Here is a 19016-nt window from a genome sequence, read left to right on the forward strand (position 1 = left end):
CTACCCGGTGTCGCCCATCACCGCACCCTCCCGGCGTGGGTCGGCTCCGCCAATCCAGCCACCGAGCGGTTCGCGCACGACGGCCGAGAGTCCACTGGACTGGTCCGCCAGGTTGACGTCATGGCCCAGCTTGCGCAGCCCCTCGACCAAGGGGTCGTGGACGCCGTTGTCGGTGGTGTCGATGACCGGGTGTTCGCCGCCGACGTTCGTTTTGGGGGTGTTGGCCGCGCCGAAGTCGACCATCGACACCGCCTGCTGTGGGTCCAGGCCCCAGTCGAGGACTCCCACAAGCGTTTTGGTGACGTACTGGATGATCGTCGAGCCGCCGGGCGAGCCCACGACCGCAAAGAGGGCTCCCCGGTCACCGTTCGGCTTCTGGTCGAAGACCAGGGTGGGTGCCATGGAACTGCGGGGGCGTTTGCCTGGCTGCACGCGGTTGGCAACCGGAACCCCGTCGAGACCAACGGGGTCGGCGGAGAAGTCGGTCAACTGATTGTTGAGCAGGAATCCGTCAACCATGTGGAACGACCCGAACGCCGCTTCGATGCTGGAGGTGAACGACGCCGCGTTGCCATCCTTGTCGATCACACTGACCTGAGTGGTGCCGTGCTCTGGCTGCTGCGGCGCGGGCACGGCCGGGGGCCCGAAGTCGCCGGGCTTCGCAGTGCCCATGCTGCGTTGCGGCGAGATCAGCGCGGCGCGCCCGGCGAGGTAGTCACCGCCGAGCAGTGCCTGTGGGGACCCGCCCGGCAGTGGGACGAAATCGGTGTCGGCCACGTAGCGGTCGCGGTCGGCGTACGCCAGGCGTTCGGCTTCGGCAACCAGATGCACACCTTCCACCGTGGGCCGGCCGCCGTTGCGGTCGACGTCGGTCGGCCGGTGCCGAGACATATCGGAGAACTCCAGCACGCCCAGGATCTGAGCGACCGCGATACCGCCCGCTGAGGGCGGGGGGACACCGCAGATCTGTTTGTCCCGGTAGCTGATACACAGCGGCTCCCGGATCTTTGAGCGGTAATCGGCCAAGTCCTCGGTCGTGATAGCCCCGGGAGTACGCCCGCCTGACGTGTCAACAGTCGCTTCGACGATGTCTTCGGCGATCGCACCGCGGTAGAAGTCGGCCGGGTCAGACGCGATCGCGCCGAGCGTCTTGGCGTAGACCGGGTTGGTCAGGATGGCTTTGACGGCCTTGGGGGTACGGTCCGGGTTGAGAAAGTAGTCGGTGCTGGCCGGATCAAGCGCCAGCCGCGCCGCGTCCTTCTCAATTGCGGCGGCCAATCGTGGGCTTATCTCAAAGCCGTTGTCAGCCAAGCTGATCGCGTCGGCGAATAGGTCCCGCCAGGGTGTCCGGCCGTGGTCCTCGTGTGCGGCGGCAAGCATCCGCACCAGACCGGGGACACCGATCGAGCGGCCGGATGCGCGGGTGTCGGGACTCGGTTGATTTCGGTCAGCATCGGAAATCCAGCGCAGGTAGTTCTCGGTTGCCGCCGCCGGGGCGGTCTCCCGGCCGTCATAGGCCTGCACCGCGCCCGATGAGGCGTCATAGTAGAGCAGGAAGCCGCCGCCGCCGATGCCCGACGATTGCGGCTCAGCCAGCCCAAGCACTGCTTGGGCAGCGACGACCGCGTCCACCGCACTGCCGCCGTCTTTCAGCACCCGGCATGCCGCTTGTGTCGCGAGGGGGTTAGCGGTTGCCGCCGCGAAGCTGCGGGTGCGCACCGCTGTCATCTCGCTGCGGTAGCCGGTCGCGATCTCCGGTGCGGCGCCGATATCCCGATTCGACGGCGCAGCCACCGGCGTCTTGGGCGTCGGTGTCCCGTTGGCGACGACATCGCATGGACGGCCGTCCGGCGGCCCTGATGTCGTATCGGTCGTCGTACCACACGCCGTCGCGACCAATACCACGGCCATGAGTGGGACCGCGACGTGCCTGAGCTGTTCTGCGACGCGATCGCCGGCGGGCAACACTGCCATCGCTCGACGCTAGGGCATCTGGTCGCGGGCTGTTCGATGATCGGCGTTGTTGGCTTCCCCTCCCGGCGGGGAGCCGGCGACACCTCAAAGCTGCACGGGCACGTGTTTTTCAGCGCACGCAGCGGCGACCGCCGCGAGCAGATCCTGCGTGCGGAGCGTCTCGAGGTCCTCGACCGTCACCGACCCGCGGTCGGTGCGGTTCTGCGCGGCCACCCGGGAGTCACGCAACCGTTCGGCGCGCTCGACGACGTTGCGGGCGAATCGGCCGTTCTGCATCACGTCGATACCGTGGGTCCCATCCGGTGCGAGATAGGCCCGCAGCTTGCGGCAGGCCGCATTGAGCGCCTCTTGCGCCGCCGGTTCGATCACCGTGGCGCGCGGCCCGCCGTAGCGGATCGCGATCTCGACCAACTCATCCGGGCTGTAGGACTCGAACCGCAGCTTGCGGTTGAACCGACCCGCCAAACCGGGGTTCACCGTGAGGAATTCGTCGACTTCCTTCTCATAGCCCGCCCCGATGAAGCAGAAGTCGAAGCGGTGTACCTCCAGTGCGACCAGCAGCTGGTTCACCAGATTCAGCGGCACCGGGTCACCTCAACCCGCCGCCGTAGCGGGCCTGGTTGTCGGTCTCGGCCTCCTCGCGCAGCGCTGCGAACGCCAGGTTGAGCCGATCGCTGAGCTCACCGTGGCTGTAGTCGTTCACGACCGCAGGGTGCAAGGTGAGGTCGATGAGTTTGCCGTCGGAGTTTGCCACCGCGTGTATGTCCCCCAGATCGACGCTGTAGGTGATGGTCTCGGCCTGCGCGACAAGCGCCTCCCACCGCTCGGCAGCTTCGCTCAACTCGCGTAGGACCGCGTCGACGAGATCCCTGTCGCTAACCTCGCGATCACTGCCGGATCCCGCCACGTGACTAGTATGTCGAGCGTCGCTACCTGCGTCAATTCACCTCTGCGGGGATCACGGTCTCCAGCACTGGAAATTCCCCCAGCAACGTCGCGCCATAGGTTGACTTACGGCGCGCCACTCCAGTTCGTCGGCTCCGGCGAGTTCAGCGCTTCGAACCAGGCGAAGTGATAGTTGGCGGCCAGCTCGTCTCCGACGGCGATCGCCTCGGTAGCGGCGAGCAATAGACAGTTGCTCAGCAGCGCTGAATCAACGTCCGGGTACTGGGCCATCAGCTGATAGCGCGCGGTGTCGGAATGCACGCGTAGGACGTCGACCTCGGCGTCGAGAACTCCGGTGCGCGCCGCGCCGGCCTTCGCCAGGGTGTGCACCATCCTCGGCAACCCGTCGCGCCAGTGGGTCGCCTCGACGAGTTTCCACCCCATGTCGTCGACACGGGGCAGCCCGCGGGCCTCGGCGGACGTCGCGGGCGCCTCGACGCGACCCGGGACGAAGGGGTCACCCGGGTGGTAGGTCGCCGATCGCACCACGTCGCCGAGCAGCTCGCTGATCCGGCCGCGACGTCGGGCCGGCGCGAGCAACTCGACGCCGGCCGGCAGCGTGACACCCGACGGGATCCAGCCGTGTGCCAGGTCGGTCACCAGCAGGGTCGTGCCGTCGCCGCGCTCCCCGATGGACCATCGCAATCCCGGCTCCTGGCGGGCCACGAATTCCAGAAGTCGTTCCAGCCGACGGCTGTCGGGTTCGGACTCGGGCGCGGGCTCGAGCTCGGGCTCGGGCTCGGGTGATTCGTCGGGGATCACCGGCTCGACATCCGCGCAGACTCTGGGCATGGCCGGATCGGTATCGAATTCTGCTGCCGTAGCCCGTAATTGGCGGATCGTCGACTCCACGCGCTGCACCGCGTAGGACCTGGCCACGTCGATGATCCGGACTTCCTCGGCGCGGCGGGCAAAGTCCGGAAGATCAGCGTGACGCAGCGCTCGCAGTCGCTCATTGGCCGAGTCCGCAATGCGCTGCAGATCGTTCTTCAGATGGTCGGCCACGGCCGCGGTCTCTCGCGTGACCGTCGCCAGCTCCGAGGGCCACAGCCCGCCGATCACCCACGGTGTGCAGTCCGGGGGTGAATCGAACGTCGGCTGGGAGAGGGCACGCTGGGTTGCCCTCTTCAGACGCTGACGCGCCGTGTTCCGGCCGAAGATCGCCACTGGAAGGAGCCTACCGTCGATCGGTGCGCTGTCAGTTCGGCGGGGACCACCCGCACCAGGCCTTTCAGCCCAGCGGCTGGTTTTTTCGCACGCCCTTGTAGATGCCGCGGCGCACGATCCACGGCATCAGCAAGCGGTCGATCGACCAGGCCGGGAATCGGTATGCGGTGCCGTTGGGCGCGAACACTTCCAGCCCGTCGGCCTGGATCCCGACGATCGACCCCCACCGCCGCCGCGGCGCCCGGTACCGCTTCAGCGGACGGTCGGCCAGGGTGGCCTTGATGTTGTGGGCCAACAGTGAGTCGGCCCGCGCCCGCGCCGAGGCCCGCAGCGGATCGGTGGCGGCCACGTCGCCGATCGCGAAGACGTGGTGGTGGCCGCACAGTTGCAGCTGCGGGGTGACCTTCACGAAGCCGTGCTCGTCGAGCAGTTCGGGGGGCAGCCATTCGGTGTTCGGCTTGACCCGCCCGATCGCCCACAGCACGGCGTCGGCCTGGGCCGGCGGTTGCCCGGTGCTCCAAGCCACCGGCGCATCGGTGATCTCGTCTCCGTCGAAACCGTCGGGCAGCACCGCACGATGTCCCGGATGCAGGCCGACACCAAGTCCAATCAGCTTGCCCTGCAACTTCTCCCACGCTCGCGGATGATGCTCGGTCAGTGCCCGTTCGCCGGGGAAGTACAGATCGACCTTCTTGCCCGGCCAGGCAGTCGCGATGTTGGCGGCGGCACTGACCGCCGCGGCACCACCGCCGACGATGATCACCGAGCCCGCCGCTGCCAGCCGGTCGTGGACGGCGGTCAGGTCGGCGGCGATCTCGTCGGGGGTCTGCAGCGACGGCTGGCGCCAAAATCCGTTGCGCACTCCGGTCGAGATGACCAGCACGTCATAGTGTTCGGCGACGGGCGACCCATCGGGCGCGGTGCCGTGGACGATGCGGTTCTCCAAATCCAGACCCGTGAGAGTGGCTTGCACGGTGCGCACCCGATCAAGCGCGCGGTACCTGTCGAACGGAACCCAATTGTCCCTGGCCCAGTCCTTCGGGCGAGCCAGCCGCAGCCCCAGCTCCTGACCGCTGAGCAGTGCGGGCTTCGCCGAGATGCCGACGATGTCGACATCGTGACCCAGTTTGATCGCGGTGAGCAGCCCGCTGTCACCGAACCCCGCGATCACGACCTTGGGCTTAACGCTCATACGGTGGCCTTCCGAGGTGGGCGGGGAACGAGCATCGGCACCCGGTCGATGACGGCCTGATACTGCGGGCGTCTGGCCAGACTGCGCTTCTCCATCATCGGGATGCTGGCTCCCAAGAACATCGCCACCATCGCGATCACCCCGACGAACAGCCACCATGCCGACGCCGGGGCGGCGGCCACCCCGAACAGCGCCAGAGCGAACCAGAAGCTGATCTCCCCGAAGTAGTTCGGGTGCCGCGACCACGACCATAGCCCGCGGTCCATCACCGCGCCGGGCCTCTTGTCGCGCACGAAGCGGTGCATCTGGGTGTCGGCGACCAATTCCAGGGTGACCGCGGCGATGCCGAGGGCGAACGCGATCCAGCTCAGCCACACCAGGCCGGCGCCGGGGGTGGTGACCGCGACGTAGACCGGCAGCATCCCGAGGAACACCTGCAGGGTGGGGACGAGGTGGATACCGAACAGATCGGCGAGGAACTCCCACCGTCCGGCGCTCTCCCGCAGCAGCGGGTAACGCCAGTCCTCGTGGTGCAGGCCGGGGAAGCTGTAGGCCCAGTTGCCGGTCAGCCGCACCGCCCAGTACATGACCACGATGAGGATCAGCCAGCAGCGCAGCGAATCCAGGCCAAGGGGGCCCGCGGCCCACCAGTAGATCAGCAGCAGCGGCGGGATCACGCTCCAGAAGGCGTCATAGAAGCTGGAGTTGCGGTAGGCGCGGGAGAAGACGAACACCACCAGCGTGGCGATGACGTCGGCAATCAGCGCGTCCAGCCACAGCTTGCCGGTCGCCGACGGACCCCAGAGCAGCCAGGCCGCGCCGGCCCCGACCGCCAGGACGTAGGCCAGCGTGACCAGATAAAAGGAACCGGCCCGGTTCGGCGTCACAGTCATGCACCCTCCTACCGCGGCCGAACTGTAACACGTTCTAGTTTACCGAGGCGGATGACCCTCTGTTGACGAGCGGTGCTCGAAGATGATCCGGAACGACTAGACGGACGTCGCCACCGCCGACTGATCAGCCCCGTACGTGTAGGTGACGACTCCCTCGAATCGCTGCAGGTCGGCTTGCACCTTGCCGAAGTTCGAAGTGGGGTCAAAACGATACTGGCTGAACGCGTTTCCGATCTGCGTATAGGTCTGCCGATTGGTGTGCACGTTCAACGGGTCGAGGGGAGAATTCTCGGTCCCTGCCGACAGGGTGAGCACATAGCCGGCGTCGACATTGGCCTGCGCGTAGTCCGGATGAAATCCGTTGCCAAAATTCACCACTGGATCGTCGGCATCGGCGAAATGGACGGTGTGGACACCCGCAACGGGTGGTTGCACGATCGGCGAACCGTAGGTGATGAGGGTCGTCACCGGGAACCCGGTCTTGGCCGCGATGACCTGTGCGTCCATCCCGCCCTGGCTGTACCCCACCAGCATGATCTCTGCTCCGGGGTTGGCGTCCAACGCCTGCTGGATCACGGTGGTCTGATTCTCCTTGAGCCAACCGTTCAATCCGTAAACGTTGTCGATCACGGGCTGGTTACCTGAGGAGCTCGGTATGGTGCCGCCGATGTAGACGATGAGTCGGGTCTGGTTGTCCCGACCGACGACCTTGTCGATGATGATGCCATCGGCGTCGGCGGTGATGTCGGTGCGATCCCGGAGGTTGTTGTAGAGCCGTGCCGCATCCGTGCGCGCGAAATGCGCTTCCGGGTCGCCGGCCTGCCGGAACCCGACCTCGATGACCGAGGTGTCATCCCAGGACTGCGTCGACGTGACGTAGATACGCCCGTCCGGTCCCACCGCGAGATCGCTTGGGCTGGCTCCGATGTCGACGGTGCGCACTGTGGCTGCGGCACCCCCGGTGCCCGGGCTGACCACCGTCAAGCCGTCCCCGCTGTTCACGACGAGGTCGCCATACCGGGTGAAAGCGGCGGCCCCGCCGTACCCGACGTCAATGGTCTCGTCGACACCAAGAGTGTTGCCGTCGTGGTGCACCACCGTGACGGTTCCGGTCTGCGGGTCGGTGACGTACGCCCGACCGTCGGGGCCCACGTCGATGTCGGTGCTGTCCCTGTCGTAGCCGAGGTAGACCGTCGAGGTCGCATGGCTGGTCGGATTGATCAACACGACCGATTCGCCGTACGTTGGGCTGAAGAAGTTGGTGTCTGTGGAGTAGCCCCAGATATATCCGTCGGCTCCCACGGCAATTTTCCTGACGGCGTTGCCGCCCAGGCTGATCGTGCCGGTGGTGAGGTTTCGATTGATCACCGTGATGCCCGTGGACCCCAGCACGTACGCGCGACCGTCAGGCCCCATCTCGATGTTGGCCGACCAATTGGCCCCGATCTTCACGTGCCGAATGGATTTGTGATCGGCACTGATGACGTCGACGCTGCCGTCGGAGTTGTCGAGCACGAAGATTCGCCCGTCGGGCGCCACCGCGACCGACGCGTAGTTCGGATTGGCGAACACCTTCTTCGAGCCGTCGCTGGGATCGATCACCGTCAGGCCGCCATTGGCGACCACGTACACCTGACCGTCCGGGCCGACCGCCAGACTGTCCTGAAAGCTGTTCGACTGGCCCATCGTGAACGGACCGAAAGCGCGGGTCGCGGTGTAGGGGCCGGGAGCAGTGCCGCCGGTGCCGCCGCCGGAGTCGACCGGTGCGACCGACACCGTCACGGTCGTCGTCGACACGCCGCCATATCCGTCGTCGACGGTGACGGTGAAGCTGTCGGTGGTCGACGCGGTGGCCGCGCGCCGGGCGGCGTCGGTCGGGGTGTAGGTGAATACCCCTGTGCCGGCGTTGATCACGACGCTGCCCAACGCGGTGCTGCGCGGCGTGCTGTACATCAGGACGTCCCCGTCCGGGTCGGTGGCGGTGACGGTGCCGGTGACGACCCCGGTGGAGGTGTTCGGCGTGCCGGCGGTCGCGGTGCCGATCACCGGCGCCGAGTTCGCGGGTGCGATCTCGACGCTGACCGCGATGGTGGTGGCGCCGGCGGTGTCGGTGGCGGTGATCGTGAACGTGTCGGTGGTTTGGGCGCTGCCCGCCCCCACCCGCGCGGACTCGTGGCGCGCCGTGGCGGTCGGGGTGTAGGTGAAGCTGCCGTCGGCGGCCACGACCACGGTGCCCTTGGCTGTCGTCGTCGATCCGCTGTAGGTCAGCGGGCCCGCCTCCGGATCGGTGCTGACCGCCGTACCGGTGGCCACCCCGGTCGCGGGGTCGGTGGTCACGTCGACCGCGACATCGCTGACCGGATTGATCGTCAGATGCAATGTCGCAGTGGCCGTTCCGCCGTGCCCATCGCTGACGGTGTAGTCGAAGCTGTCGCTGCCGTTGTAGTTGGCGGTCGGGGTGTAGGTGATCGCGCCATTGACACCCAGGCTGATGGACCCGTGGCCGGGGGCGGTGGCCTCCACGACGCTCAGCGGATCGCGATCGGCATCAGTGTCATTGCTCAGCACCGCGATCACCGCCGAGGTGTCTTCGTCGAGGGTCGCGGCGTCATCGCCGGCGACCGGAGCGTCGTTGACCGCGTTGACCGTAATCTTGACCGTGCCCGTCTTGCTCTTCGGCCCGTCGCTGACGGTGTAGGTGAACACATCGGCGCCGTTGTAGTCGGCCGTCGGGGTGTAGGTGAACGAGCCGTCGGCGGCCAGCGAGACCACGCCGTGGGCCGGAGCCTTCTTCAGGGTGGCGGTCAGGATGTCGCCGTCGGCGTCGGTGTCGTTGCTCAGCACATTGTCGAGCAGCGGGGTGTCTTCATCGGTCGTGAAGTTGTCCGTGCCGGGGCTCGGCGCGTGGTCGCCAGGGGCCGGGTCGGGTACCCGCAGGCGCGCAATGGTCCCCGCCAGTGGCGCGCCGACGATCGGGATCATGCCGATGACGTCGACGGTCATGTCCGCGACTTCGTCACCCATGTCGGCGGTGTCGCCGCGCAGCGCCGCGATGGTGAAGTCGAGAAAGTCCGATACCAGGCTGAGTCCGTTGAGCACCGTGCCCACACCAGGAATCCAGCCGACCGACATGTTGAGCTCGGCGACGCTCTGCTCACGCTCCGCCTCGGTCGGAGAGGCGGCGTCGGCAGCACCGGCGGTGGCGGTGCGCGCCACCGCCGTGGCGGAGGTGCTCGACATGCCGTGCTCGACAAGCGATGTGGTGGTCACCGGACCGAAAGCCACCCGGCGATGCACGGCCAGCTCGACTTCCCGGACCGCACCCAGGACCGCGGCGAACAGCGGACCACCCGGCGCCGGCGGTGTGCTCGGGCCAGGTTCCCGGCGCCCCAAGGAGATACGGCCCGACGCCTCGGTGACGGAATTGTCGACGGTGACCGGTGCCCGATCCGTTCGTGAGGTCGTGACCGCGGCGCGCCGGGTGGGGCCGGATGCCGAACCGTGCCGCACCGACGGTGCGGGCCGGCCGGAGTGACCGGACTGACCGGCCGACGACGTCTGATTCCCGCCGGCATCCGCGTGGGCCACCCCGGTGCCGCCGGCCATCGCCGTGCCCAGGCCCAGAGCCAGGGCGCCCGCGCCCAACCACTCATAGGGCACCCGTCGGCGGGCCCGGTGTCGACCGCGATGGTGTCGAGTACCGCTGGCGAACTGGTCGTGTGCGTCAGACTCGCGCACCATGGCATCCCCCGGCCAAAGTCGTCGAAACCGTGCTTTGCTACTAGCTCATTCCGCATATCGCGGCCTCATCCAGCACTTGCCCACGATTCACGGCTTCGCGCAGACTAACACGGCTGACCAGCGACGACGCGACTTCGCGACAAAGCATTCAGGCACACCACCCGGCCTTTGCGACACGGCGGAGGCCTCGCCCCGCCACGGCTCACGTTCGTCGATCCGGCCAGGAACTTGACACCTGCCAACAACTGACAACAACGGGTTTCATATCGTGTCGGAATGAGCACCGTCGCTGATGCCGAGCGGGTCGAAGACCTGGCCCGGCGGGTCGTGGCAGACCACGATCCGAAGAACGTCCCGATTCCGGAATTCCTTGGCGCCTGTTACGACGCCGGCTTGTCCTGGGTGCACTTTCCCGAGGGCTTGGGTGGGCTTGGCCTGTCCCGCGGTGTGCAGGCCGTCGCCGATCGGATCCTGCAGGGTGCCGGCGGCCCGGTACCACTGGGCCTCAACCCGATGGGTTACGGCATGGCCGCCCCGACCGTGCGGGAACACGCCCAATCCGACGAGCTGAAGAAGGCGCTGCTGCGCCCGCTGGCCACCACCGAGGACATCTGGTGCCAGCTGTTCTCCGAGCCGGGAGCCGGCTCGGATTTGGCGGGCCTGGCGACCAGCGCGGTGCCCGACGGCGACGAGTGGGTGATCAACGGCCAGAAGGTGTGGACCAGCCTGGCGCACCGGGCCCGCTGGGGTCTACTGCTCGCGCGCACCAACCCCGATATCGCCAAGCACAAGGGCCTGACCTACTTCGTGCTCGATATGCACGCCCCCGGCGTCGAGACCCGCCCGCTGCGGCAGATGACCGGGCAGGCCGAGTTCAACGAGGTCTACATCACCGACGCCCGCATTCCCGACAGCCACCGCCTCGGCGCGGTCGGCAACGGCTGGGGCGTGGCGATGACCACGCTGATGAACGAGCGCAGCGCCCTTGGTGCCAGCGGCAGCCGCCGCGGCAGCGGCACCATCAAGGACGCCACGACGCTGTGGGCCTCACGCCCCGATCTGCACACCCCGGTACTTCGGGATCGGTTGGCGCAGTTGTGGTTACGTTCGGAAGCCCAGCGACTGACCTCGGAGCGCTCCCGCGCCTCGGCCACCTCCGGCGGCCCTGGTCCCGAGGCCTCGGTCGGAAAGCTGGTCGGCGCCCTGCTCAACCAGCACATCTACGAATGGTGCATGGATCTACTTGGGCCCGAAGGCATTCTGTACGACAGCTACGCATTGACCGACGGTTCCGGCGACGCCGGCGACTGGCGGGGGCCGGTCCAGCAGCGGTACTTGCGCAGCCGCGCCAACACCATCGAGGGCGGCACCACCGAGGTGATGCGCAACATCCTCGGCGAGCGGGTACTGGGCCTGCCCGGCGATCTGCGCGCCGACGCGGGCATGCCCTGGAAGGAGATCCCCCGTGGCTAGTGAGTTCACATTCACCGAGGAACAGCAGCAATTGCGGGCTGCGGTCCGCAAGTTCTGCGCCGACAACTTCGACGAGGCGACGGTCCGCCGGTTGATGGAGTCCCCGGTCCCGTTCGACACCGCGGTGTGGAACCGGCTCGGCGCTGAACTCGGCGTGCTCGGGTTGTCCGTGCCCGAGGCCGACGGTGGTGTGGGTGGCTCGCTGGTCGACCAGGCTGTCGCGGTGGAGCAGTTCGGCGCCATCCTGGCCTGTGGCCCGCTGTTCGGCACCGTATATCTGGCCGTTCCCGCGCTGGTGGCCAGCCCCGGCGGCCCGGCTCGCGACGAGCTGCTGACCCAGCTGGTGGAGGGCACCCGCACCGCGGCGTTCGCCGTCACCGACACGGCCGGCGCGTTCGATCCGGCGACCGTGACGGTGACCGCCGACGGTGACACCGTCACCGGTACCGTCGAGCGGGTGGTTGACGGTGCTGCGGCCGACGAAATCCTGGTTGCGGCAACCGGTTCCGACGGGATCAGGCTCTACGCGGTGGACGCCAAGGACACCCGGCGCACGGCGCTGATGACCCTGGACCTGACCCGCCCGCAGGCCACGATCACCTTCTCCGATTCCCCGGCCCGGCTGCTGGCCGGCCCTGAGGAAGCGCAGCGGGTGATCACCCACGCGCTGCAGGTGGGCTCGGCGCTACTGGCCGTCGAACAGGTCGGTGCCGCACAGCATCTGCTGGACCTGGCCGTCGAGTATGCCAAGTCCCGGTTGCAGTTCGGTCGGCAGATCGGGTCATTCCAGGCGATCAAGCACAAGCTGGCCGACATGCTGGTCGACCTCGAGCACGCCCGTTCCACGGCGTATCACGCGGTGTGGGCGCTGACCGACGGCTCCGACGACCCCGCACTTGCCGCCAGCATCGCCCAGGCCACCGCCTCGGCGGCACTGAGCCACATCGCTGCCGACACCATCCAGGTGCACGGCGGCATCGGATTCACCTGGGAACACCAGGCGCACTTGTACTTCAAGCGTGCCGCGACCGATGCGGCGCTGTTGGGCACCGCCGAACAGCACCGGTCCCGGATCGCCGATCTCGTTCTGGACGAAGCGAGCGCCGATGGCGGCCCGAGGGTGGCCGACGGCCTGCCGGTCTGAAGACTGGCCATAACAGAAACGTTCGGGTGCGAGAAGTTCTGAGAACTTCTCGCACCCGAACGGTTTCCGTGGTGCGCCTGGCTCGTCAGCCGCGATGGCGATTCCACTGGTGGTGGTGATGGATCGAGGTCCCCGGCTGGGGCTGATTGGTCTGGTGCGGGAACACCGGGTGCGGCTCCGGATGGCTCATGTTGGGTCCGCTGGGACCCGCGTAGCTCATCGGTGCCCCTCCCAGGGCGATCAGCGCGGAACCGGTGGCCAGGATTGCGCCTGCGGCAATGCGCTTGAACCAGATTGTGGTCGAGGTGTTGGTGGTCGTGATGGTCATGATGACGTGCTCGTTCTCTTCGTGCTTCACCCGGTTTGCCGGGTGAGACAAGAATCGCGCACGTGGGGCTCGACGTCTGTCGGGTGACTGGGCCATGGCCCTGATGAATCCGGTGTCCGCCGATCGGGGGACACCGTCGGCCGCTGAGGACTTTCGGCCGCGACCAGCGGACCTTTGGCCTATGTCGTTTGCGCTTGCGTTGTGGCCCTATTGATCATGAGATCAGTGGATCTCATGATCGTCGAATCATGGATCGAGAAAAAATTCATGAACACCCAACCTCAACACCGCACCCGGATGTTCGCCCGGGTTCTGGGGCCGTTCTTCACACTCATCCCGGTCGCAGGCTTGGCGCGCGCTGCGGAGATGCCGCAATTGTTGTCGGAGTTCACGGCGAGTGCCGTATGGCCGTGGGTGACGGGGGCCTTTATCCTGGCCGGTGGAATCGCCATCGTTGCATTCCACCAAATCTGGCGTGGGCTCGCTGCAATCGTCATCTCGGTGCTCGGGTGGCTGCTGGTGGTACGCGGACTCGTTCTCATCGCCTTTCCAGATGTCTTCGCCTCCCTGGCTGATCGGATGATCGGGGCGACCGCCGCTTGGACCGCCGGCTTCGTCGTGATGGCCCTCATTGGGGTGTACCTGACGTACGTCGGATGGAAGCCCGCGCCAGGCCGTCCGCAGGACAACCAACTACATATCGACATCGAATTTCCGAACGCTGCCTGACCAGCGGACAGGATCTGCCCCGCTTGCGTGATCGACATTCGCCTGCGGCCCTGGTGATTTGAGAATGCCTCAGGGCGTGTTGCGGTCGGCGAAATGCGCGTGCCGTTTGGCCAGGGCGACGGCACGTTCGGCCGGGGTCAGGCGGTACGCCGGGTCGAAGTGCCGGTCGATCTCGTCGGTGCCGATCACGGTGATGACCGGCGCAGCCGGCTGGGTCGTTGTGGTCGCTCGCCAGGTGACCACTCCACTGCGGTAACCACGAGCATCGAGCCAGTTGGGGACGCCGAAGTCTTTAGTGGACAGCAGAATCCGGACGTGTCCGTCGGTGATTTCCGACTGGCCGATGTTCAGACTCGTCTGGCGGGTCTCGATGTCGATCATCGCGCTCCACCGGTCGGTCAGGCAGATGCCGACATACGGACTGCCGTCGGGGATCTGGTAATCGATCACCAGCGCCTGATCCTCGGCAAGCTCCCAGGCGACCGGCACAAACCATGCGCCGGCCATCGCCGAGGGCGGCTGCATCGGTGGGATCGCGACATTCTTCGGCAGCGCCCCGAACACCCGCGACGGAATGTCCTTGACCCACATGGTGAACAGCTCCCGTGACGCGTCGAGGTGTGCGTCGAATGCATCGACCGCGGCGCCCAGCGATGCCGGCTCGGGGGACGGGACGTCGCCGAGGCATTCGATGCGAATCGTGCCTTTGGCTTCGCGGTCCCAGTCGCCGTAGGTCTGGTAGGCGCAGAACGAGTCGGCGCCGTGCGGCAGTTCGAACCAGTTGGTGCCGCTGGGTTCTCGGCCGAAGAAGATCTCGAAGGTGCCGTCGTCGGCGACCTCGAGGTCGTCGGCGAGCACCTTGACCGCGGTGCCCTGATCGTCCTTGCCGGTGTAGACGCCGAAGGTGGTCTGGGACACCGACCCCAAGGTGCCGAACACCCGATAGTCGTGGATGTCATCGATGCGCGCCGACAGGTAGAGGGTGTCGGGATTCGAGTGGCCCCAATTCCACGGCGAGTATTGGGTATTGATCAACGTCGGCCGGGCCGGGTCGCTGCTCAGGAGCAGTCCCATGTACTGGATGTGCCCGACCAGCCGGGCCAACAGCGTGGCTGCCGAACCCGCGTCGAGGTCGCCTTCGGCCACGGCCAGTTCGAGCAGTTCGCCGTTGAGGGCGTTGAACTTCTGCCACACGCGCCGTAGCCGGTCGCCGTCGTTCGTTGTCACGGTCGGGCATCCTCGAATCCGTAGAAGTCACGATAGAACTGCAGTTGCGGCCAAAGTTCCGCGATGTCGAGCCCGTAGTCCTCGGCGCGATAGACATGGGGTTTGCGCCTGGCCATTCCTCGCTCGTCGACGAATCGGCTCATCTTGGCCCGGTTGTATTCGGTGAGCTCGATCCCGAAGCGGTCGTAGATCTCCTCGACGCATGCCAGCGGATCGGTCACCATGCGTTGCATCGGGAAATCGACGAATCGGTCAGCGAGATCGGCGTACTGGCTGCGTAATGCGACGTTACGTTCGAGCATCCTGATGGTTCGCCAGCGCATGAAGCGGCCATGGTCGTGCCAGTCGGGGTCGTCGACAGCCATGTGGAAGACCGTGCCGGCCAGGCTGCAGCCGGAGGCGACGATCTCGGTGGGTTCGCGGTAGGTGGTGACGAACCGGGCGTCGGGAAACACCGCCAGGATGTTGTGGATGTTCTCCATGTGCGGCGGCGTCTTGAGCAACCAGCTGGTCGTCGGCCGAAGCCCGCCGCTCTGCATGTATTGCAGCAACAGCTTCTGTTCTTCGTACACCCAGCGCAGGTCTTGCTCGGTCAGCCAGCGCGCATAGCCCTGGCAGTTGAACATCACATGGAAGGTGTCGCTGTGGAAGGCATAGGCATGCAGCAGCGCGCACTCCTGGGCCTCCCAGGCGCCGACCGGATGGGCGGCATCCAGGTTGGGCGCCATGGCCATAGCGCGGCGAATCTGCTTTTCGCTGCGCGTGATTCGGGGGTCATGATCCATGGTCGCCGGGTCCAGCGGTGGGTGCAGTTCGTCGCATTCCCAGGTGAGCGGGTAGCGGAATCCGCTGTCCTGGCTGAGTAGATGGTGGGTGACCGTGGTGCCGGTGCGCGGCGCTCCGATGATGAAGATCGGGCGCTCGATCTTCTCTTCGCGAATCTCCGGGTGCTGGCGGACATGTTGGGTCAACAGCAGCCGCTGCCGAAGCAGGTTGGACAGGTGGGCGCCGGCCAGTACTCGGCCGAAGCCGTTGAGCCGGTCCTCGTCTTCCAACGAGGCGATCAGACGATCAAGGCCCGCTTCGAAACGGGGGTCGCCGAAATCGGTCGGGCCCCCCGCCTTGCGCACCGCGCGGTCCATCAACGCGGCCTTGCGCAGCGTCAATGGGCGGCGGCCGAGGCGCCGGGCGCCGCGGTAGGCCGCATTCATGGCCCGGATCGGCGCCGGCCGAGGCGGTGTCTCGATTGCGATGCTGGCCACCTCCCGGCGCGGGGAAGGATGGCCCCGAACGTCGGATTACGTTACGGTCTTAACGTAATGGAGTCAACGAAGAAGCTACGCCCGCAAGGGCGGCCCCGGGACAGCCGTATCGACGATGCGGTCCTGCGCGCCACAGTCGAGCTGCTGGACGAGATCGGCTATGCCCGGCTGACCATTCCGCTGGTCGCCGCGCGCGCGGGCGCCAACCCGCCCGCGGTGTACCGGCGGTTCCCCACCAAATTGGAACTCGTCTATGAGGCGGTGTTCCCGACGCCGCCCGGGGCCGAGCTTCCGCTGACCGGTGACGTCGCATCTGCGATCCGTGGACTCCTGCAATCCAGCATCGAGCTGTTCAGCAGCCCGGCCGTCCACACGGCGATGTCCGGGCTGATGGCCGAGCTGCCTGCCGAACCGGGCCTCTCGGCACGACTGCTCGGCCGGCTTCAGGGCAGTACTTACGTTCGGCTGCAACAGTTTCTCGACGAGGCCGCCGCAGCTGGACGTGCGGCCCCCAGAGTCGACGCACGAATCCTGTTGGACACCATCGGCGGCACAGTCATGATGGCCTTGGCCAACGAACGTCAACTCGATCAGCGGTGGGTCGAGCAAGCCACCTCATTGATCGTCGACGGGCTGGCGCGATGAGCACGATGGAACTGGTGACCTCCGCACCCGCCACGATGGGCCCCGGCGAAATCGGTCCGTGGGCGGCCCGAGCCGAACGTCTCGGGTTCGACGTCATCCACATCTCCGAGACCATCCACGATCCCTTCACCGTTGCCGCGCTGGCCCTGCAGAGCACCGAGCGGGTGACCGTGCGCACTTCCATGGTGCTGGCCTTTCCGCGGAGCCCGATGATCACCGCTTACGCGGCATGGGATCTGGCGAAGTATTCCGGTGGTCGGTTTCAGCTCGGGATCGCCTCGCAGGTGCGCGGCAACATCGTCGGCCGGTTCTCCGCCCAGTGGTCGGAGCCGGTGGCCCGCCTCGCCGACTACATCCGCGCGCTGCGCGCGATCTTCGCGTGCTTCCAGAGCGGTGCCAAGCTCGACTACACCGGGCCGCACTATCGATTCGAACGACTCCAGCCCTATTTCAACCCGGGACCGCTCGATCATCCGGCCCCGCAGATCTGGACCGGCGCCGTGAACGCGCGGATGTGCGCGATGGCAGGCGAACTGGCTGACGGCTTCGTCTGCCATCCGACCAACTCACACCCCGTCGTGCTGAGATCGCGGACCCTGCCCGCCCTGGCCGAGGGCGCCGCACGCATCGGCCGCGGACAACCGGCCGTCGTCGCGAACCCTCATGTCATGACGGCCGCCACCCGTGACGCCGTCGACGCGTTGCGCGAACAGCGGCGATCAGAGCTGGCATTCCTTTACAGCACACCGGCATACCGACGGCAGCTGGAAGATTTCGGCCTGTCCGGCGTCGGCGCGGCGCTCAGCGCGATGGCGCACCGCTCAGAATGGGACGATTTACCAACAGTTCTCACCGACGAGGTCATGAATCAGCTTGTGCCGCAGGGCACCTACGATGAGATCCCCGAGGTGCTGTCGCGGTGGTACTCGGGGCTGTGCACCGGCATCAACTTGCCGGTGCCCGCCGACGAAACAGACGACGACAGCTTTCGCGCCCTCCTGGGCGCCTGCCGTCAGATCCCTGCTGCCGAGCGCAATTCGTCGTAGGAGGCCTCCACGCAGCCGGCCAGCGAGGCGATATCCGGCAGTGCGGTCGGATCGGTACACAGGCCGATGCCGATGTCGCCTGCGCAGGAGATCGCCGAGATCCGAAGAGCGTGATGCGCGGCCGGCTCCGACGAGGAGAACAGGTGCTGCACCCGACGGCCGGCGACCTGAACCGGTTCACGCGGTCCGGGAACGTTGGAGATCGACAGGCTGAACTCGTGTGAGCTCCCCGCCAGCCGCTGGGCCAGCGCTCCGATGCGCTTGACGCAGCCGAGTGCGTGGAACAGGTCGTATATTTCGTCGGCGTCATCGAGGCGCTTGCGCTCACGCGTTTCGGTACTGATCCGGTCCAGCCGCCGCAGCGGATCAGCCTCTGCCAGTGGCAGATCGATGTTGAGAAAGGAATCCCGGTTGGACAGATCCCCGGCGGCCTCATCGCGGTGATGCAGACTCACCGGGATTTGTGCGCGCAGATCACGCGCGCCGTCCGCACCCAGCCAGCGACGCAGTCCACCGGCGACCACCGCGAGCAGAACGTCGTTCACGGTGGCGGCGTTGGGTCGCGACGCTCCGATCGCTTTGAACTCGGCCAGCGGGGCTACGGCGAATGCCAGCTCGCGGGCAATCGTGACGGGCCGATCGAACGGTGCGTATCCATCGGGGTGGCCCAGTTCGCGCATCAGTGCCGCCGGCATCCGCCATGCTTCCTCCAGCGGCGTCAGTCTCGGTGAATCATGTTGTCCTGGACTGCTTACCGGCCGTTGATCGGCCTCCCCAGCGGGATCGAACAGCACCGAATTCAGAAAGCGCACCCCGGCAATCCCGTCGGCCATCGCGTGGTGGATGCGCGCCGCGATGGCTTCACGTCCGTCGGCCAGGGGCCCGATGAGGTCGAACGACCACAACGGCCTGCTGCGGTCGAGATGCTGAGACATCAATCCGCTGACCGCCCGCCAGAGATCGGTGGTCGTCAGACACTGCGCCTCTTCGCGCCGCCGCACATGTTCGCGGATGTCGAAGTCGCCGGCGGGCGCCCACCGCGGATCCGGCCCCGAGGTGTCGACCCGATGGGTGGCCCGCGGCTGGCTGGGTAGCCGCTCGGTGACCGCGGCCCGTAAGGCATCGACGTCCAGCTCCGCACCGGGCTCGAGGACGACGAGTTTCAGGGTGTGGCCGGTGATCGATGCCGACTCAAGGCCCAGGATGCGCGCGTCATCGGCGGACAGGCGGTCGGAATCGTCGGGCGACAC

At 66.8% G+C, this 19016-nt stretch carries 15 protein-coding genes and 1 pseudogene; 5 read left to right on the top strand and 11 right to left on the bottom strand.

Features of this window, described 5'->3' with window-relative positions; genetic code table 11:
* The 7 genes and pseudogenes from HPC46_RS02005 to HPC46_RS02035 all read right to left on the bottom strand — a co-directional run bounded on the left by HPC46_RS02005 (position 1) and on the right by HPC46_RS02035 (position 9912).
* Positions 1-1974, bottom strand: a complete 1974-nt coding sequence (locus HPC46_RS02005; RefSeq protein WP_179466547.1) for a gamma-glutamyltransferase family protein — start codon at positions 1972-1974, stop codon at positions 1-3.
* 84 nt (positions 1975-2058) lie between these two features.
* Positions 2059-2565: pseudogene (locus HPC46_RS02010) on the bottom strand (type VII secretion AAA-ATPase EccA); the annotation flags it as partial.
* Positions 2564-2881, bottom strand: coding sequence for a DUF2710 family protein (locus HPC46_RS02015; RefSeq protein ID WP_179466548.1), 318 nt, complete (start codon positions 2879-2881; stop codon positions 2564-2566). The gene HPC46_RS02015 and the pseudogene HPC46_RS02010, both read right to left, overlap by 2 nt.
* Positions 2882-2985: 104 nt before the next feature.
* Entirely contained in the window at positions 2986-4086 is a 1101-nt protein-coding gene (locus HPC46_RS02020) for a DUF5631 domain-containing protein (RefSeq protein ID WP_179466549.1), read from the bottom strand.
* A 64-nt stretch (positions 4087-4150) separates the two neighbouring features.
* Positions 4151-5278 carry an FAD-dependent oxidoreductase gene (locus HPC46_RS02025; protein ID WP_179466550.1) on the bottom strand — a complete coding sequence of 376 codons (1128 nt, stop codon included), beginning with the start codon at positions 5276-5278 and terminating at the stop codon, positions 4151-4153.
* Positions 5275-6171, bottom strand: coding sequence for a DUF1295 domain-containing protein (locus HPC46_RS02030; protein WP_179466551.1), 897 nt, complete (start codon positions 6169-6171; stop codon positions 5275-5277). Before HPC46_RS02030 ends, HPC46_RS02025 begins: the two co-directional genes overlap by 4 nt.
* 96 nt (positions 6172-6267) lie before the next feature.
* Positions 6268-9912: a cadherin-like domain-containing protein gene (locus HPC46_RS02035; protein ID WP_179466552.1), complete on the bottom strand. Its 3645-nt coding sequence runs from the start codon at positions 9910-9912 to the stop codon at positions 6268-6270.
* Positions 9913-10188: 276 nt separating this feature from the next.
* On the opposite strand from HPC46_RS02035, the gene HPC46_RS02040 reads away from it, so the two are divergent.
* Positions 10189-11385 (top strand): acyl-CoA dehydrogenase family protein, encoded by a 1197-nt coding sequence (locus HPC46_RS02040; protein WP_179466553.1) that lies wholly within the window; start codon positions 10189-10191, stop codon positions 11383-11385.
* Positions 11378-12529: an acyl-CoA dehydrogenase family protein gene (locus tag HPC46_RS02045; protein ID WP_179466554.1), complete on the top strand. Its 1152-nt coding sequence runs from the start codon at positions 11378-11380 to the stop codon at positions 12527-12529. The genes HPC46_RS02040 and HPC46_RS02045 overlap by 8 nt, the downstream gene beginning before the upstream one ends.
* A gap of 85 nt (positions 12530-12614) precedes the next feature.
* On the opposite strand, the gene HPC46_RS02050 is transcribed toward HPC46_RS02045, so the two are convergent.
* Positions 12615-12857: a hypothetical protein gene (locus HPC46_RS02050; RefSeq protein WP_179466555.1), complete on the bottom strand. Its 243-nt coding sequence runs from the start codon at positions 12855-12857 to the stop codon at positions 12615-12617.
* Between the two features lie 267 nt (positions 12858-13124).
* On the opposite strand from HPC46_RS02050, the gene HPC46_RS02055 reads away from it, so the two are divergent.
* A complete protein-coding gene (locus HPC46_RS02055) occupies positions 13125-13586 on the top strand; it encodes a hypothetical protein (RefSeq protein WP_179466857.1) in 462 nt (153 codons plus the stop codon).
* A gap of 69 nt (positions 13587-13655) precedes the next feature.
* Here the strand turns inward: HPC46_RS02055 and HPC46_RS02060 are convergent, their stop codons facing one another.
* Positions 13656-14813 (bottom strand): hypothetical protein, encoded by a 1158-nt coding sequence (locus tag HPC46_RS02060; protein WP_179466556.1) that lies wholly within the window; start codon positions 14811-14813, stop codon positions 13656-13658.
* Entirely contained in the window at positions 14810-16024 is a 1215-nt protein-coding gene (locus tag HPC46_RS02065; protein WP_179466557.1) for a sulfotransferase family protein, read from the bottom strand. The genes HPC46_RS02060 and HPC46_RS02065 overlap by 4 nt, the downstream gene beginning before the upstream one ends.
* A 108-nt stretch (positions 16025-16132) precedes the next feature.
* Between HPC46_RS02065 and HPC46_RS02070 the strand changes: the two genes are divergently transcribed.
* Together HPC46_RS02070 and HPC46_RS02075 are read left to right on the top strand one after the other, a co-directional pair.
* Positions 16133-16720: a TetR/AcrR family transcriptional regulator gene (locus HPC46_RS02070; RefSeq protein ID WP_179466558.1), complete on the top strand. Its 588-nt coding sequence runs from the start codon at positions 16133-16135 to the stop codon at positions 16718-16720.
* A 5-nt stretch (positions 16721-16725) separates the two neighbouring features.
* The gene (locus tag HPC46_RS02075; RefSeq protein WP_179466859.1) at positions 16726-17766 is read left to right on the top strand and encodes a TIGR03617 family F420-dependent LLM class oxidoreductase; all 1041 of its coding nucleotides are present in this window, start codon (positions 16726-16728) and stop codon (positions 17764-17766) included.
* Here HPC46_RS02075 and HPC46_RS02080 read toward each other — a convergent pair.
* Entirely contained in the window at positions 17733-19016 is a 1284-nt protein-coding gene (locus HPC46_RS02080; protein WP_179466559.1) for a wax ester/triacylglycerol synthase domain-containing protein, read from the bottom strand. The two genes, HPC46_RS02075 and HPC46_RS02080, sit on opposite strands and share 34 nt — an antisense overlap.

It is taken from the genome of Mycolicibacterium vinylchloridicum (assembly GCF_013404075.1).
Taxonomy (GTDB): domain Bacteria; phylum Actinomycetota; class Actinomycetes; order Mycobacteriales; family Mycobacteriaceae; genus Mycobacterium; species Mycobacterium vinylchloridicum.